15 protein-coding genes and 1 other RNA gene are annotated in these 15,776 nt (G+C 52.7%); 13 read left to right on the top strand and 3 right to left on the bottom strand.

The genetic code is table 11. The features are described from left to right. Nucleotides 1-12 precede the first annotated feature (12 nt). From rpoD to rnpB, 5 genes are all read left to right on the top strand, one after another. Nucleotides 13-1,146, top strand: coding sequence for an RNA polymerase sigma factor RpoD (rpoD, locus tag ACX1DY_RS08250; RefSeq protein ID WP_458963702.1), 1,134 nt, complete (start codon nt 13-15; stop codon nt 1,144-1,146). Between the two features lie 95 nt (nt 1,147-1,241). Next, nucleotides 1,242-2,066 (top strand): hypothetical protein, encoded by an 825-nt coding sequence (locus tag ACX1DY_RS08245; protein ID WP_458963701.1) that lies wholly within the window; start codon nt 1,242-1,244, stop codon nt 2,064-2,066. Then, nucleotides 2,063-2,836 (top strand): tRNA (adenine(22)-N(1))-methyltransferase, encoded by a 774-nt coding sequence (locus ACX1DY_RS08240; protein WP_458963700.1) that lies wholly within the window; start codon nt 2,063-2,065, stop codon nt 2,834-2,836. The genes ACX1DY_RS08245 and ACX1DY_RS08240 overlap by 4 nt, the downstream gene beginning before the upstream one ends. Then, nucleotides 2,812-3,927 carry a Nif3-like dinuclear metal center hexameric protein gene (locus ACX1DY_RS08235; protein WP_458963699.1) on the top strand — a complete coding sequence of 372 codons (1,116 nt, stop codon included), beginning with the start codon at nt 2,812-2,814 and terminating at the stop codon, nt 3,925-3,927. Before ACX1DY_RS08240 ends, ACX1DY_RS08235 begins: the two co-directional genes overlap by 25 nt. Nucleotides 3,928-3,989: 62 nt before the next feature. Further along, an RNA gene (gene rnpB / locus ACX1DY_RS08230) (RNase P RNA component class A) lies at nt 3,990-4,405 on the top strand. A 114-nt stretch (nt 4,406-4,519) separates the two neighbouring features. Here the strand turns inward: rnpB and ACX1DY_RS08225 are convergent. Further along, the gene (locus ACX1DY_RS08225) at nt 4,520-5,740 is read right to left on the bottom strand and encodes an aminotransferase-like domain-containing protein (protein ID WP_458963698.1); all 1,221 of its coding nucleotides are present in this window, start codon (nt 5,738-5,740) and stop codon (nt 4,520-4,522) included. Nucleotides 5,741-5,834: 94 nt separating this feature from the next. Here ACX1DY_RS08225 and pdxR point away from each other — a divergent pair, with 94 nt between their 5' ends. Continuing rightward, nucleotides 5,835-7,274, top strand: coding sequence for a MocR-like pyridoxine biosynthesis transcription factor PdxR (gene pdxR / locus ACX1DY_RS08220; protein WP_458963697.1), 1,440 nt, complete (start codon nt 5,835-5,837; stop codon nt 7,272-7,274). On the opposite strand, the gene ACX1DY_RS08215 is transcribed toward pdxR, so the two are convergent. Continuing rightward, nucleotides 7,271-9,160 (bottom strand): S8 family peptidase, encoded by a 1,890-nt coding sequence (locus ACX1DY_RS08215; RefSeq protein WP_458963696.1) that lies wholly within the window; start codon nt 9,158-9,160, stop codon nt 7,271-7,273. The two genes, pdxR and ACX1DY_RS08215, sit on opposite strands and share 4 nt — an antisense overlap. Before the next feature lie 198 nt (nt 9,161-9,358). On the opposite strand from ACX1DY_RS08215, the gene ACX1DY_RS08210 reads away from it, so the two are divergent. The 6 genes from ACX1DY_RS08210 (at nt 9,359) to thiI (ending at nt 14,097) form a co-directional block, all read left to right on the top strand. Next, on the top strand, nt 9,359-9,856 hold the full coding sequence (locus tag ACX1DY_RS08210; protein ID WP_458963695.1) for a YpuI family protein: 498 nt from the start codon (nt 9,359-9,361) through the stop codon (nt 9,854-9,856). 146 nt (nt 9,857-10,002) lie between these two features. Then, nucleotides 10,003-10,224, top strand: coding sequence for a DUF1540 domain-containing protein (locus ACX1DY_RS08205; RefSeq protein ID WP_458963694.1), 222 nt, complete (start codon nt 10,003-10,005; stop codon nt 10,222-10,224). A 9-nt stretch (nt 10,225-10,233) separates the two neighbouring features. Beyond that, nucleotides 10,234-10,632: a hypothetical protein gene (locus ACX1DY_RS08200; RefSeq protein ID WP_458963693.1), complete on the top strand. Its 399-nt coding sequence runs from the start codon at nt 10,234-10,236 to the stop codon at nt 10,630-10,632. A gap of 187 nt (nt 10,633-10,819) precedes the next feature. After that, nucleotides 10,820-11,530 carry a lytic transglycosylase domain-containing protein gene (locus tag ACX1DY_RS08195; RefSeq protein ID WP_458963692.1) on the top strand — a complete coding sequence of 237 codons (711 nt, stop codon included), beginning with the start codon at nt 10,820-10,822 and terminating at the stop codon, nt 11,528-11,530. A 128-nt stretch (nt 11,531-11,658) separates the two neighbouring features. Then, a complete protein-coding gene (locus ACX1DY_RS08190; protein WP_458963691.1) occupies nt 11,659-12,810 on the top strand; it encodes a cysteine desulfurase family protein in 1,152 nt (383 codons plus the stop codon). A 3-nt stretch (nt 12,811-12,813) separates the two neighbouring features. Next, a complete protein-coding gene (thiI, locus tag ACX1DY_RS08185; RefSeq protein ID WP_458963690.1) occupies nt 12,814-14,097 on the top strand; it encodes a tRNA uracil 4-sulfurtransferase ThiI in 1,284 nt (427 codons plus the stop codon). Here the strand turns inward: thiI and ACX1DY_RS08180 are convergent. Beyond that, nucleotides 14,094-14,789 (bottom strand): TerC family protein, encoded by a 696-nt coding sequence (locus ACX1DY_RS08180; protein ID WP_458963689.1) that lies wholly within the window; start codon nt 14,787-14,789, stop codon nt 14,094-14,096. The two genes, thiI and ACX1DY_RS08180, sit on opposite strands and share 4 nt — an antisense overlap. Nucleotides 14,790-14,976: 187 nt before the next feature. Between ACX1DY_RS08180 and ACX1DY_RS08175 the strand changes: the two genes are divergently transcribed. Next, nucleotides 14,977-15,636 (top strand): TerC family protein, encoded by a 660-nt coding sequence (locus ACX1DY_RS08175; RefSeq protein ID WP_458963688.1) that lies wholly within the window; start codon nt 14,977-14,979, stop codon nt 15,634-15,636. Nucleotides 15,637-15,776: the final 140 nt, after the last annotated feature.

The raw sequence follows: 15,776 nt of genomic DNA, 5'->3' as shown, positions 1-15,776 counted from the left end.
GGGAGTCGAATTATGGCGAACGATCAGCACACTGAACTGGAAGCGGAATTTACTCTGGATCAGGTTAAGGATCAGCTTATTGAGCAAGGCAAGAAAAGATCATCATTGAACTACAAAGATATTATGGAGAAATTGTCGCCGTTTGATCAAGACCCCGAGCAAATGGAGGAATTCTACGAGCAACTGAGCGACCACGGCATCGAGGTTGTGAATGAGAATGATGAAGAGGTCAATACGCTTCGTCCGAACGATGACAATGAAGGCAGCGATAATGATGACTTCAGCTTCGACGATGATTTGTCACTCCCGCCGGGAATCAAGATCAATGACCCTGTACGGATGTATCTGAAGGAGATCGGACGCGTGCCGCTGCTGTCGGCAGACGATGAGGTAGAGCTGGCGATGAGAATCAAGAACGGCGACGAGGAAGCGAAGCGCCGGCTCGCTGAAGCGAATTTGCGGCTCGTGGTTAGTATCGCCAAACGTTATGTCGGACGCGGCATGCTGTTCCTGGATCTGATTCAGGAGGGCAACATGGGTCTGATCAAAGCGGTGGAGAAATTTGACCACAACAAAGGCTTCAAGTTCAGTACCTACGCCACATGGTGGATTCGTCAGGCCATTACCCGGGCGATTGCGGATCAGGCGCGGACGATCCGGATTCCGGTGCATATGGTGGAAACGATCAATAAGCTGATTCGTGTCTCCCGTCAATTGCTGCAGGAGCTGGGCCGCGAGCCATCGCCGGAGGAAATTGCCGCCGAGATGGAACTTACGGTCGAGAAGGTTAGAGAAATTATGAAGATTGCCCAGGAGCCGGTATCGCTGGAAACACCGATCGGTGAAGAGGATGATTCGCATTTGGGTGATTTCATCGAGGATCAGGAGGCGCTTGCTCCTGCGGATGCGGCAGCCTATGAACTGCTGAAGGAACAGTTGGAGGACGTGCTGGACACGCTTACTGAGCGTGAAGAGAATGTGCTTCGTCTGCGTTTCGGTCTGGATGACGGACGGACGAGAACGCTCGAGGAAGTGGGTAAAGTGTTCGGCGTTACCCGTGAGCGGATCCGTCAGATCGAAGCCAAGGCGCTGCGCAAGCTGCGTCATCCAAGCCGCAGAAAGCGGTTGAAGGATTTCCTCGAATAGTATCACATGACCCGGACCTTTTGCTGCACGGTGGCAGGAGGTCCTTTTAGCTTAAATGAAGCTGGAGACTCAAGGTCCGAAAGAGGGATGAGCCGTTGAATCTGGAAAAACGTGAAATTATTTTAAGAGAAATTCAGTACTGGAGAAGAAGCAAGGTGCTGCCGGAGCAATATTGCGATTTCCTGACCAACCTTTATGATGAAGGGACCGAGGTAAAGGACAGCAATCCGATTTCACTCCAGAATCTTCAACAGGGCAGCATCAAAGTATGGCTGTTTGGTTTTGGAATTATTTCCTTGATTTTCTTGATTAGTCTATATTTTAGCGTTTTTCCCTGGCCATTGCAACTTGGTACGGCGCTCTGTGTCTTAATTGTCTGTTACGGATACTCGGCGATTTACCAGGACCGCAACAAGATGATCAGTCTGGTGCTGGCAGGGGCCGGGAGTGTGCTTACGCTGGGCTTCGGATTATGGCTGATTGATCTGCATAACCTGGACACTGACCTGTGGAGGCCTATACTGATTGCAGGCTGCGGACTTTTGTGGGTGGTTTTAGGATTTTTACTGCGGATTGGGCTGCTTCATTACTGCGGCTTTGCCTTTTGGGCGCTGCTCTATGCCGGTTTTTTTGGCCAAAAAAGTCCGGATGCCTCCATCCTTGAGCTGGAGCTGCTCTGGCTGCCGATCTGTGTGCTGATGATCTGGCTGAGCTGGCTTCTGTACCATCGTGTAAACGGTGTATCGGGCGTATATTTGGGGGTTGGTGTCTCTTTGTGGATTATGCCTGAAATTGATGCACTGATGCTAAGGCAGGATTATCCGCAATGGGTTTCGCTTTTATTGATACTGAAGATTGCGGCAGGACTTGCTCTGCTGTTTATTTTCCGAAAAAAATGGATAACGTGGGTGGCTTCATGAACAACACAAAATTATCAAACCGGCTTCAGCTTGTGCTGGAGCAGGTTCCACAGGGCAGCATTGTCGCCGATATCGGTTCAGACCATGCGCTGCTGCCTGTAGCGGCTATAGAAAGCGGGCGGGCGCTGTCCGCCATTGCCGGCGAAGTAACCACGGGGCCGTTCGAAGCGGCCCGCAGAGGGGTAGCTGAGGCTGGGTTAGGCAAGGTTATCTCTGTCCGCCGCGGAGACGGGCTGGAGGTGCTGGAGCCGGGAGAAGCCGACTGTATTACCATTGCCGGAATGGGCGGGTCGCTGATTGCCGCCATTCTGGAACGCGGCCGCAGCCTGGGCAAGCTTGAAGGTGTGAAGACGCTGGCGCTGCAGCCGAACGTGGGCGAGGATGTTTTGCGCCGCTGGCTATTGAATCATGGCTGGGTGCTTACTGCGGAGCATATCCTGGAGGAAGACGGCAAGATTTATGAAATTCTGAAGGCAGTTCCTGAAGCTGCTGCCGATGTTACGAATGATCAGCTATACCGTGATTTGAAGCTGGCCTCAGGCATCGAATGTGACCGTGAGCTGCTCCTGGAGATGGGACCTTATCTGCTGCAAGCACCAAATGCAGTGTTTCACAAGAAGTGGCAGGGTGAAATTGCCAAGCTGGAAGGGATTCTGACTTCGTTGTCACGTTCCGGCCAGGCGGCGGCAGAGGACAAACGCAATGAGATCCTGGCGCGGATCAAGCGAATTACGGAGGTGCTGGAATGTTTGCCAAAGGACAAACTGTAATCGGGTATATGGAGCAGCTTGCTCCCAAACATCTGGCGGAGGAATGGGATAATGTCGGCCTCCAGCTTGGTTCTCTGCAGAAGGAGATTACGGGAGTGCTGGTCGCGCTTGATGTCAATGACGCGGTTGTGGATGAAGCCATCGCTCAGGGCTGCAACCTGATCATCGCGCATCATGCGATTATTTTCCGCCCGATCAAGGGAATACAGACTGATAACCCGATGGGTAAGCTGTATGAGAAGCTGATCAAAAATGATATAGCCGTATATATAAGCCATACGAATCTGGATGTGGCCGAAGGCGGAATGAACGACTGGATGGCCGAAGCGCTTGGTATTCAGGACGGTGCGCCAATTAAGGATATCCATACCGAGCAGCTCTCGAAGCTGGTGGTGTTCGTGCCGAAGGAGCATCATCAGAAGGTGCTGGATGCCATTCTGAATGCCGGGGCAGGCTGGATCGGCAATTACAGCCATTGCAGCTTCAATATCGAAGGCTACGGGACCTTTATGCCCAGAGAGGGCTCCGAGCCTTATCTCGGTGAGCAAGGCAAGCTTACGCATGCCGAGGAGATCCGTATTGAGACGATTGTTCCTCAGCCTATCCGTAATAAGGTAGTGCAGGCGATGCTGAAAGCCCATCCTTACGAGGAGGTGGCCTATGATCTTTATTCGATGGACCTCAAGGGCCGCAGCTTCGGCCTGGGCAGAGTAGGCAAGCTTAAGGAGCCGACCACCCTGGGCGAATTCGTTGAAACGGTCAAAAGCGGCCTTAAGGTTGACAAGGTGCGCGTGGTTGGGGACCTGGACCGTCCCATCCGCAAAGCGGCGGTGATGGGCGGATCGGGCGCTAAATATTACAACAGCGCCATCTTCAAGGGTGCCGACGTGCTGGTGACCGGGGATATTGACTATCATACGGCTCAGGATGCTTTTTTGGCCGGCATTACGCTGATAGATCCGGGACATAATGCGGAGAAGATTATGAAGGAAAAAGTAGCCGAGTGGATTTCGGGCAAGCTGACTGAGCATAAGTATGCTACAGCGGTGCATGCCTCGCAGGTGGACACAGAGCCTTTTAAATTCCTGTAGATTCCTTTAATTTACACTTGTGCCGGCTTACGCAAGTCTGTATAATATACAATGTTGTACGGGAAGTTTGACAGACAATCGCCGGCGGCGTGAAGACGCTGCGGGAGGAAAGTCCGGGCTCCATAAGGCAGGGTGCTGGATAACATCCAGTCGGCGCGAGCCGAAGGATAGTGCCACAGAAATGGACCGCCGATGGCCGCTTTCGGGCGGCACAGGCAAGGATGGAACCGAGGTGTAAGAGACCCCGAGGAACGCTGGTGACTTCGTTCCTGGTAAACCCCATCTGGAGCAAGACCTAATGAGACGCAGCATCCTCCTTAACGGGAAGGGGCAGCCTTCGCCTGAGGCGCGTCTAGGTTGGTCGCTGGAGCTGTGCAGTAATGTACGGCCTAGATAGATGATTGTCGCTTATGGTGGGAGGGTAGTTCCCGTTCGAACCACGACGAGCACAGAACCCGGCTTACGGCAAACTTTCCTAACTGACAACTTCTAAGCATTTGTAGATGTAAGCAGCCTATAAGACAGCGGCCCTCCGAGGAGGGCCGCTTTTTGCATACCAGAGATTGGAGTACTGCTGTCTGATCCTGAATAATCAGTGAAGATGCGACAGCTCGCTCTGCTCATATAGAGCCAGCGCTTTTTCCAGCCGCTGCACGGCAAGCCGGACCAGCTCCGGCGGGGTGTGGGTGAAATTGAGCCGCATCGTATTTGTGAGCGGCTGCGCCGAAAAGAAGACCTCTCCGGGTACAAAGGCAACGCCCTGCTCTACAGCAAAGGGAAGCAGCCTCGTAGTGTTAATCTGCTCGGACAATGTCAGCCACAGAAACATGCCGCCGCGTGGCTCGTGGAACCGGGTACCCTTCCAACTGCGGGAGGAGAGCTCGGCGGACAAGAGCTTCATCCGCGAACAATATTCACGCGAGATCTTGCGGATATGCCCTTCGAGATCAAAGAACCCCAGCAGCTCAGACAGCGCGCGCTGATCAATGGCGCTGGAGTGCAAATCCGCCGCCTGCTTCGCTTTGGTGATCACTTTGATCAGTTCAGCGGGACCGGCGATCCAGCCTGTGCGCAGCGCGGGGGCGACGATTTTGGAGAAGGTTCCTGTATAGACTACACAAGGCTCACTGCTGCTGCTTCTGTCAATCTCCGCCAGGGTAGGGGGATAAGCGCCCGGCGCCTCATCGGAGGTGATCTCTCCATACGGATTGTCTTCAAGGATAAGCACATTATAGCGCCGGCATAGCTCCACGGTCTTCTCCCGGCGCTCCTTGCTCCAGGTGGCTCCCGATGGATTGTTAAACGTTGGAACAGCATACAGCAGCTTGGGGCGCTGCTTGCGAAGCTGCTCCTCCAGGTGGTCCGGCAGCATGCCATGTTCGTCACTCTGGACAATATGGATGTCCGCACGGTAGGAGCCAAGCACCTGCAGGGCGGCAAGATAAGTAGGCGCTTCCACTAGTACGGCATCACCTGGATCAAGCAGGATTTTACACAGCAAATCAATGGCCTGCTGGGAACCTGTTGTCAGTATCATTTCAGAGGCGGCCACAGGAATCCCCTGCTTGGTCAGCCTTGCGGCAATTTGCTCCCGCAGCGGGGCGTATCCTTCAGTTAATCCGTACTGTAGCGCTGATGTATCCGTAGATAGAGCACGGCTGTATGCATCACGGACCGCCTCCATCGGGAACAGATCTTCTCCGGGCAGGCCCCCGGCCAAGGAGATAATGTCTTTGCCTTGAGTAAGCTTGAGAATTTCACGGACTGCCGAAGAACCCAAATGGTTAGCAGCCGTTGAGAAATTAATCTTCATAAAAAATGCTCCCCGCTTTTGAATTTTGTTGTATCATAACGGCATAGCGGTATAACAGTAAAGCATTGAATATAACAGTAAGGAGGACGGAAGGATGCATATCGATTTGCTTCGCAGCGGCACGAAATCCTTGCCGCAGCAAATTTGCGATACACTGGCTCAGCGGATTACTTCAGGGCTGCTGCAGCCGGGTACCCGGCTGCCTTCCGTCAGAGGTCTGGCAGTCAGTCTGAGGGTGAGCCAGGTTACTGTGAGCAAGGCCTACGCCGATCTGGAGAAGCGGGGACATATTATTTGCAGCCAAGGCAAAGGCTGCTTTGTCGCGGAGCATGAACGGAATGGCTCCGATACCGGCACAGGCTGGCAGAACGTTTATGACGACTATTTGCCGCGGGCGCAGCTGTGGAGGAATTTTGATTACTCAGAGGTGGAGTACCCGTTCCATATGGCATCAATTCATGGCGAGCTGCTCCCCCTCAGGTCTATCGGTGCGACGATGGCCCTACTAGTGACAGAGCAGCCCGAGCTGATGGCTTCCTACGGCAATTTCCAGGGCAATCTGGAGCTGCGGGAAATCATGCGCAAGCACCTGCAGCCGCGCGGCATTACTCTTAGCTCATCTGATCTGATGATTACCAGCGGGACGCAGCAGGGGATTGATTTGGTAGCCCGGACCTTTGTCGGTCCCGGGGATACGGTTTATCTGGAAGCGCCGAGCTATACCGGGGCGATTGATGTTTTTGCCGGGAGAGGTGCGGAGATGATCTTTGTGCCGATGGATCAGGAGGGAATGAGGATTGATGTGCTGACGAAGCTGTGCGACCAGAGACCGCCCAAGCTGATTTATACGAATCCCACCTTTCAGAATCCTAGCGGCGTCACGATGAGCATGCCAAGAAGACAGCGGCTGCTGGAGCTTGCCCGCAGCTACCGCTGTCTCATTGTGGAGGATGACCCGTTCAGTGATCTGTATTTCCGCACACCTCCGCCGCCTTCGATCAAATCCATGGATGAGGACGGACATGTGGTCTATATGAAAAGCTTCAGCAAGGTGCTCGCCCCCGGCTGCAGAATCGCTTGTGTTGCCGCAGCTGGGAATATTCTCTCCAGACTCATCGCCGCCAAGTCGGCGAGTGATCTCGGCAGCCCGCTGCTGACACAAGGGGCAGTCCTTCCGTTCATCTCCCATAAATACGAGAGCTATGCCGGCGAGCTGCGGGCTGCTCTGCGCAGACGTATGGAGAAGGCGGCGAAGCTGCTGAAGCAGTACGCCCCTCCGGGCGTTACCTGGAATCTGCCCGATGGCGGATTGAATCTTTGGCTGCAGCTCCCATCCGCAGCGGGCATCGACAGGCTGCATATGCTGGCCGAACAGGAGGGCATTTCCTTTCTTCCCGGCGATGTGTGTTATGCCGGTGATACTCCCTCCCGGCATATCCGGCTGTGCTATGCGCAAATGAAGGAAGCCGACATGGAGCGGGGGCTGAGGCTGTTCCTGATCCTGCTGGGCAAGCATCTCAGCTCTTTGTCTTAATAGCTGTTTTGAAGGCTCTGCTGAAGTGATTTGAGCTGCCGGCCGACTTGCTGCGGAAACAACTGCAACGGCACTTCGCCTCCGGTGGCTGCCTGAAGTGTTTTGTAGATATCGACTTGGCCCCAGCCATAATATTTGTCATGACCGGGGGTGCCGAGATCCACCGCATTGGTAGTCATCAGATCCATCACTTCTTTGTTGGTCAGGGCCGGATTCAGCGAGCGGATGAGTCCGGCGAGCGCTGCCACATGAGGGCTTGCCATGGACGTGCCGGATAAAGCCGCATACTGGTTGTCCGGGTAGGTGCTGGCAATGCTCTCTCCCGGGGCAGCGACATCAATATAATCGCCATAATTGGAGAAGGAAGCTCTATCGCCGGAGGCATTTGTTGCAGCAACTGCAATTACCTCCGGGTAAGCTGCCGGATAGCCCGGACGTTCGGTGTTGTCGTTGCCGGAAGCGGACACGAGCACCACGTCACGGTCATAGGCATACTTAATCGCATCATGCAAAAACTGTGAATCGGCGTAATTCCCCAAGCTCAGGTTTATCACCTTCGCTCCTTTGTCCGCAGCCCAGATAATTCCTTCGGCAACGGAGTAGGTAGTGCCTGCTCCCGAGTTGTCGAGTGCTTTTACCGGAAGGATCTTATTGAACCAGCTAATGCCGGCCACGCCCTCCTTGTTGTTCGTCAAAGCTCCGATGATGCCTGTTACATGGGTGCCATGTCCGACATCGTCATCAGGCTTCGAGCCTTTTGTGATCGCATTATACCCGGCCAGCAGTTGGCCCTTGAGGTCAGGATGGCTGGCCTGCACACCGGTATCCACCACAGCCACTACTACATCCTTGCTGCCTTTGGACAAATTCCAGCCCTGCTCGGTTTCGATAGCCGGCAAATTCCACTGATAGGTCGAGAACAGCAGATCATTTGGCGTAAGCACATTCGCTCCGGTCTTTTCGTTCACCGCATCATTGGTTAAATACATATAGTGAGGCTCTGTGTATTCGGGTTTCCATTTTTTGGAGAAATAGGATTTAAGCTCTGTATAGTTCATTTTCTCCGAGCGAAAAATATAGGCATACCCCAGCTTGCGCGGCTCCTTGGACTGAATATCTGCGGCAATGGTCTGAAGCTGTCCCGCAGTAGGATGGCCGTTCTGGAACCGGACAACGATTTCATTCTCATAATAATGGCTGGCGTTCTCGTTGTCATGGCCCGTTTTGACGGTGATATCCTTCAAGGTATCGGTGTGAACCGATTCAACGCGGTATTTGCCTTCCTTGGGATAAGGGATGAGGCGCAGGTTCTTGAGCTGATGTTCGGCAACCCGGTCCAGAATCTTCTGATTGATCAGGGCAATAACACCGAAATGTCCGGCCTTATCGCGCTGAGCCATAAAGTAATATTTCTTCTTCCCGATAATAAAGGTAGGGGATTCATAAGCCTGATGCCGTTTGATCGCAGTTTTCGCGGTATTCAGGTATTTCAGCAGTTGTTGATTCTCCTGATCGCTGCCCTCCGGAAGCGAGGACTTGAAGGTGCTCGTCTTCTCTGTGCGGAAATCAATCCACATCAGCATGGTGATATGTCCGTGTCCTTGCTGGAGACGTTTGGCATATGCTGAAATATCTCCGGGCGAAGCGCCATCCGTCTCAGTGAGCATCGTGCTTAAATGCTTGCTGACATCCACCCTGTTCAGACGGTCGGTAGCGCTGACATCCTGGGTAAGCGATGTTTTCTTGATCGCTTTCTCCTGTGCCGGATTAGGCACGGCGGTTTGGTGAAGCCCCCCGGTCCCTTCAGGCCGAAGGGTAAATGTTAGTAGGACTGCCGAGATTGCAGCGGTGACCAGACCGGCTATTAATACATTTTTTCGTGACATATTTTCCGCCCCTTCATGGCATCGTAATACCTGTAGCTTTAGAAGAGAGCACCTGTTTTATGCATCAATTAGAAGAAAGCAGAGGACAGAGAAGCCGTTGCTGCTTGTCAGAAAAGGATACCGCCGTCCAAAGATTTATGTTAATATCAAAAAAGTAAGTGCTTACCGAGCTAGGACTAATAAGGGGGACCAATTGCCATGTCAGCAGCCAACGTGCAGAAATTGTGTGAAACGACGAGAGAAAAGCTAAATGCCGTAATCGGAAAAATGGAATTATTCCTGAACCAGCATGCGCTGCCGCAACTGGTAACTGAAGATGATGAGGAAACCCTGCTGTTTTATCAAGGCTTCTTGTCCGATCTCCGCCATCTGCTGGTGTTCTCGGAAATGTCCTATGAGAAGCTGGGGGTAGCCCTGCGCCGCGCCACTTTTGACGAAGCCTTTGCGCAAAAAGCGCTTTATAACGTATACCATTTCGGAGTGAACAACTTCTTCTATCCTAAGAATGAGAGCTATTCCGAAGATGGGCGTTATGCCTACACCGGCCAGGATGCTATCCGCTTCCGTAAGAAGCCGGTTCGTCCGGTACGTGACATTATTCTGGATATCACCAAGGTTTATGAAGAGCTTCGTGATGATCTGAGCTATTATGAAAATGATTATTTGACCGAAAAGCGTATGCAGAACCAGGTGTAGCAGCTGCTTATCTGTTCAGCTACAGCCAGGACCGTGTCTGTCATGGAAGGATGACGGCACGGTCCTTTTTGTGCTGGGCGGGCTGGTAACCCTTTTACAGCATAGAGGCAGCCGGCCAAGGGCATAATGAAGTCGAGGTGATAAACATGACAAACGCAAAAACGCTTGTGAAATGCAGTGTTAGCAACTGTCATTATTGGGGAGAGCAGAACTTGTGCCGGGCTAATGAAATTGTGATCGAAATCGACAAGCATGTCGGCAGCCGCTTCAAGGAAGAATATGCCGAAGAAATGACGGATAGCAACCACCATGACATTGCCGGAACTTCCTCTGCCACTTGTTGCCTGACGTTCAAGCCTAACGCTTAGGAGGATACCATGGACAAGCACAATGATGAATCCAAGCTGGACCGCTCAGAGCGGAAAAAGATCGTTCTGCGTCCGCGCCGGACGGACTATCCCCGCCGTGACCGGACGCTGAACGAAGAGTACGCTGCCGAAGTTACCCCGCTGCCCGCACATGTGCAAAGAACGCATATCAAGGATGCGGAAGACACGCAAGATGAGACCCAAAGTGACAGTCGTACCCTCGGTTATACAGGCCTTGGCTTTGGGGTGGTCTCCTTATTTATTTGGTCGGTCATCTTAGGGCCAATTGCCGCAATACTCGGATATTTCGCTTATGCCAGAGGGCAAAAAACCTCCGGAGCGTGGGCGATCGGGCTTGGCATTGTATCTACACTCAGCTATTTTGTTATGATTCCTTTTGCGCGGTAGCAGCATTTGCAGCCGGAAATATGAAGCAGACACAGGCTTACAGACCTAACTATACGGGTCTGAAGTCTGTTTTTGCGTGTCAGTATATAGCATTTCCCGCGAAAAAATTGTAAAATAAAGGCGCATTTCAAATTTGAAATTGAGATTCTTAACATACAAGACAAACCGGAAAGAAGGAGTGCGCAGCATGGAGATTAATACCGCTGCTGGAAGCGGACTCGGGCAGTTGAAATGGGTTGATTTAAGGACTTCGTCAAACGTCAGGAAGGGTGCTTCGACCACCAGCAAGGAAGTGTCGGGAACATCCGCTTCAGAATTTGCCGCCATGCTGCAGCAGCTTGCTCTGCAGAATGCCAGTGGAAGCAGCGGCAGCGCACTTACCTCAATGGACAACTCTTCACTGAGCGGTCTGCTATGGCAGCAGCTTGGGGGAATGCAGAATGACTACAGTTCAATTTCCGGGGAAATAACGGGAACCAAGCCTACCGATTATGAAGATTTGATTCAAACGGCAAGCGCGAAATACGGAGTTCCGGTTGACCTGATCAAAGCTGTAATCGATACGGAGTCCTCCTTTAATCCGAATGTTGTCTCCTCGGCCGGGGCCAAGGGCTTGATGCAGTTAATGGATGGAACGGCGAACGGATTGGGCGTTTCTAATCCCTTCGATCCGGCGCAGAACATTGATGGCGGTGTGCGTTATCTGTCCTATCAATTACAGCGGTATGGCGGGCAGGAGAAAATGGCGCTGGCGGCTTATAATGCCGGTCCGGGGCGGGTGAACAAGCTTGGAGTAAACAATGACATGGAGCTGATGGCCAATTTGTCGCAGCTTCCGCTTGAAACTCAATCCTATATCGCCAAAATAGAACGCGCCCGCGCGCAATACGCGGTATAATAAAAGGATCAAACGGGTTAACCTTAAACCACCGGGGTGGGAGAGGGCCGTTTGATCCTTTTTCAAATGATAAGGATGGAATTGTTTCACTTCATCACAAGTGGAAATGTAAAGGAGACCGCCGATATATGCTTTACTGGGATTATGCCGCCGCAGCGCCGCCTTACGATGAGGTGGTGCAGACCGTGGAACAAATCATGAGGCTGCATTATGCCAACCCCTCTTCTCTTCACCGTGCAGGCGTAGAAGCGGAGAGGCTGATCAGACGCGCACGGGAAGTATGCGCCGCTGCGCTTGGAGTGCAGTCACAGGAAATTCTGTTTACTTCGGGAGCTACCGAGAGCAACAATCTGGCGATTAAAGGGGCGGCTTTGGAGCTTCAGTCGAGGGGAAGGCATATCATAACTACCGAATTGGAGCATCCCTCAGTGTATGAGAGCTGTCTGCAGCTGCAAAAGCTGGGCTGGGAGATTACCTTTGTCCCACCGGAGAGCAGCGGTGTTGTTGATCCTGCGCGTATTGCCGCCGCCGTCCGCCAGGATACTGTGCTTGTCAGCGTCATGCATGTCAATAATGAAATCGGCACCGTGCAGCCATTGGAAGAGATTGGGCAGCGGATTAAAGCTGTTAACCGCAGGACGCTGTTTCACGTCGATGGTGTGCAGGGCTACGGTAAGCTGGAAACGCGGCTGAAGGAATGGCAGGCCGATCTATACAGCCTGTCGCCGCACAAAATCCGTGGGCCGCGCGGTACGGGAATACTATATGTCAGGGAAGGCGTTACGCTGTTTCCGCTGATAACCGGAGGTTCCCATGAAAATGGCCTGCGCGCCGGAACGGAGAATGTGCCGGCGATTGTCGGTTCGGCCAAAGCTGTGCGGATGAGCGGTGAACAGCGGCTCGCGCTGAACGAACGCCTGATTCCACTGCGGAACAGGCTCCTGTGTTTTATATCCGGGATACCTGAGCTGATTCTGAACAGCAGAGAGGACGGAGCGCCGCATATCGTTCATTTCTCCTATCCGGGGATGAAGGGAGAGGTTCTGGCCCGCAAGCTGGAGGAGCTGGGAATGACCGTGTCGACCCGTTCGGCCTGTTCCTCGCGCCTTGCCGAACCAAGCCGGATTCTGCTGTCGATGGGCAGAGATGTCTCGGCAGCGCTCGGCGGCATCCGCATCAGCCTGGGGGACCGTCACACGGAGGCCGATGTTGTCCAGCTTGAACAGGCGCTGCTGACTGCTGTACAGTCATTGAAGAAAGCTCAAGGAGGCATGAAGTAACAGATGAGAGAGATAGATACACAAGCAAAAGCTGACGGACGCAGTATTGAATATGCGGACATGCTTTTGCTGCGCTTTGGAGAATTTACTTTAAAAGGGAAAAATCGCTCCCGCTTTGAAAAAACCGTGTTCCGCCATGTGAAGGAGATGGTCAAGCCTTATCCCAAGGCAAATCTGAGCAAGGAATTCGGCCGGATCTATGTAGAGCTGAACGGTGAACCGGCGGAAGAACTGATAACGGCGCTGAAAAACGTGTTCGGCATTGCTTCAATAAGTCCGGTCAAGGTTGCGCGGTCTGAATTCGAAGACATTCTGACGGTCAGCCGCACCTTTCTGGAGATTATCGCTCCGGCTGCAGGGACCAGCTTTAAGGTCAATGCCCGCCGGGTGTGGAAGGGATTTCCGTATGGCTCGCTTGAAATGAACAAGCTGATTTCTACTCCGCTTCTTCAGGGTTATCCCGGTTTGCTCGTGGATGTGAGGTCCCCGCAGCTCGAAATGAAGATTGAGATCCGCGAAGAACATACGTATATTTTCTGCGAAAATATTGCCGGTGTCGGCGGTTTCCCGCTGGGCACTAACGGCAAAGCGATGCTGCTGCTGTCCGGCGGGATTGACAGTCCTGTTGCCGGCTGGTCTTCTATGCGCCGGGGGCTGGAAGTAGAATGTGTTCACTTCTACAGCTATCCTTATACCAGCGAGCTGGCAAGGCAGAAGGTCGTGGATCTGACGCGGGTACTGTCGCGTTATGCAGGGGTCATTAAGCTGCATCTTGTCCCGTTTACGGAGGTGCAGACCTCTTTTACCGGCATCGGTCAGGATAATCTGATTATTACGCTGATGCGGCGGGCTATGCTGAGGATTGCCACAAGACTGGCGGAGCAGGAAGGCGCGCTGGCACTCGTTACAGGAGAAAGCCTCGGGCAAGTGGCCAGCCAGACGCTTTCCAGCATGAATGTCATTGGCCGTGCCACAGCACTCCCGCTGCTGCGTCCGCTGATTATGATGGATAAGAGTGAAATCGTGGAGCTGTCCCAAACGATCGGCACTTACGAGCTGTCGATTCTGCCTTATGAGGATTGCTGTACACTGTTTGTCCCGAAATCTCCAACGACGAACCCGAATCTGCGAATCGTGGATAAAATCGAAGCCACACTTCCAGGTTACTCTGCGCTGCTGGATGCGGCGGTCGCCGGGACCGAAACGGTCACCATTACGCCTTACGGAAATGAGAAGCCCAGCGATGTAGTCACTTCCGAAGCCGGACTGCAGGAAGAGTGGTTTTAGTCAAAATAGTGGCTGTGCGCAGCTTTTCTGTCACTACGGACCCGCTTCCAATGGCCAGCCGCAAGAATTCCAGCAATAATCAGAATGATGAAAAGAATGTGCAGCAGCGGATGCTCCCGTACAAAAGGCTCAATTCGCTGTTCTCCTGCAATCATGCTGGAGGCTGTAAATCCAAGCACACCTGCACCGATATAAATAATCCAGGAATATCTGTTAATCAGCTTAATAAAAAGCGTGCTGCCCCAGATGACAATCGGCACGCTGATCAGTAGGCCCAGTACAACAAGGACAATATTGTGATTGGCTGCCCCGGCAATGGCGATAACATTATCAAGGCCCATAGCTGCATCGGCGACAATGATTGTCCGGACTGCGGACCACAGTGTCCCTCCAGCTTTTATATCAGGACCGTTACTCTCTCCCGCCAGCAGCTTGTAGGCGATCAGAATAAGCAGCAATCCGCCAAAAAGCAGCAGCCAGGGAACCTTAAGCAGCCATACGACCAGAATGGTAGCGATAATCCGCAGCACGACGGCTCCGCCCGTACCCAGCAAAATTGCTTTTTTCTGTGTACCGCCCTGTAAATTCCGGGCAGCGAGGCCAATGACAATTGCATTATCGCCGGCCAGGATCAGATCCAGAAAGACGATGTTCAGCAGCGACAATATGAAATCCAGAACGGATGTGCTCAAGTGGGGGTCACTCCTAAAGTTTTGTATGCTAAAGGTGTGGAGACAAGGCGGCTGTGTCTGCATAGTTTTGTATACGCTGGAAAAGCGCTGGACATTCGTCCCCGCGGAAAAAAGCCCGCAGAGTAAGCATAGCTTGTCGCCCTTGGACATACATGTAATTACATGTACTTCGGGGAGGCTAAAAACAATGGATTCCTTATTGCTGCTTGGTGAAATATTGATGATCAATCTTGTGCTGAGCGGGGATAACGCAATGGTGATTGCGATGGCCAGCAAGAATCTGCCGGAGAACCACCGCAAGCTGGCGGTATGGTGGGGAGCCGCGGGAGCTGTTGCGCTGCGCTGCCTGCTGACTTTTGCTGCGGTGCTGCTGCTCAAAATTCCCTATATTGAAGCAGGCGGGGGAATGCTGCTGCTATGGATTGCGTTCAAGCTGCTGCTGGAGAAAGAGGAAGATGTCAGGGTGGAGGAAAGCTCCACCGTCTGGAGGTCGATCCGTACCATTCTGCTTGCCGACTTCATTATGAGCCTGGACAATGTGCTGGCGATTGCAGGAGTAGCCAAAGGGGATCTTGCGCTGATTGTGATCGGTATCGCCTTAAGCATTCCGATTGTGGTCTGGGGAAGCGGGATTATCGTAGGCTGGCTGCACCGTTTTCCGGTACTGATCTACATCGGGGCATTTATCCTCGCGCATACCGCTGGCGAATTGCTGCTGCAGGATGCCAAGTTCGGTCCGGTGATTTCCTTTTTGCTGCCATCGCTTCATTCCACATTACCGCTCTTACTTGGCATCGCAGTTGTGGTATCCGGTGCAATTAAGCGCAGACCCGTATCGTTAAAGTAGAAATCTGGCAATACTAGAGGCTGAGACAGAGCTGAATAAGCTTTGGCGCGGCCTCTTTGGCATTTCTGCCAAAAGCATGAAGAATGCTGGTGATGGTGTTTTATTCTTTTTTCAGATAAAATATAAATGGAATCCTGTCA

This window comes from Paenibacillus sp. BAC0078 (assembly GCF_054483875.1).
Note: the sequence above shows the minus strand (reverse complement) of the source record. Positions and strands in the feature narration are given on the sequence as shown.

What these genes read in the sequence shown, in the direction of transcription:
- rpoD (WP_458963702.1), top strand. Translation starts at nt 13, where the DNA reads ATGGCGAACGATCAGCACACTGAACTGGAAGCGGAATTTACTCTGGAT.
- ACX1DY_RS08240 (WP_458963700.1), top strand. Translation starts at nt 2,063, where the DNA reads ATGAACAACACAAAATTATCAAACCGGCTTCAGCTTGTGCTGGAGCAG.
- ACX1DY_RS08235 (WP_458963699.1), top strand. Translation starts at nt 2,812, where the DNA reads ATGTTTGCCAAAGGACAAACTGTAATCGGGTATATGGAGCAGCTTGCT.
- ACX1DY_RS08225 (WP_458963698.1), bottom strand. Translation starts at nt 5,740, where the DNA reads ATGAAGATTAATTTCTCAACGGCTGCTAACCATTTGGGTTCTTCGGCA.
- pdxR (WP_458963697.1), top strand. Translation starts at nt 5,835, where the DNA reads ATGCATATCGATTTGCTTCGCAGCGGCACGAAATCCTTGCCGCAGCAA.
- ACX1DY_RS08215 (WP_458963696.1), bottom strand. Translation starts at nt 9,160, where the DNA reads ATGTCACGAAAAAATGTATTAATAGCCGGTCTGGTCACCGCTGCAATC.
- ACX1DY_RS08210 (WP_458963695.1), top strand. Translation starts at nt 9,359, where the DNA reads ATGTCAGCAGCCAACGTGCAGAAATTGTGTGAAACGACGAGAGAAAAG.
- ACX1DY_RS08205 (WP_458963694.1), top strand. Translation starts at nt 10,003, where the DNA reads ATGACAAACGCAAAAACGCTTGTGAAATGCAGTGTTAGCAACTGTCAT.
- ACX1DY_RS08200 (WP_458963693.1), top strand. Translation starts at nt 10,234, where the DNA reads ATGGACAAGCACAATGATGAATCCAAGCTGGACCGCTCAGAGCGGAAA.
- ACX1DY_RS08195 (WP_458963692.1), top strand. Translation starts at nt 10,820, where the DNA reads ATGGAGATTAATACCGCTGCTGGAAGCGGACTCGGGCAGTTGAAATGG.
- ACX1DY_RS08190 (WP_458963691.1), top strand. Translation starts at nt 11,659, where the DNA reads ATGCTTTACTGGGATTATGCCGCCGCAGCGCCGCCTTACGATGAGGTG.
- thiI (WP_458963690.1), top strand. Translation starts at nt 12,814, where the DNA reads ATGAGAGAGATAGATACACAAGCAAAAGCTGACGGACGCAGTATTGAA.
- ACX1DY_RS08175 (WP_458963688.1), top strand. Translation starts at nt 14,977, where the DNA reads ATGGATTCCTTATTGCTGCTTGGTGAAATATTGATGATCAATCTTGTG.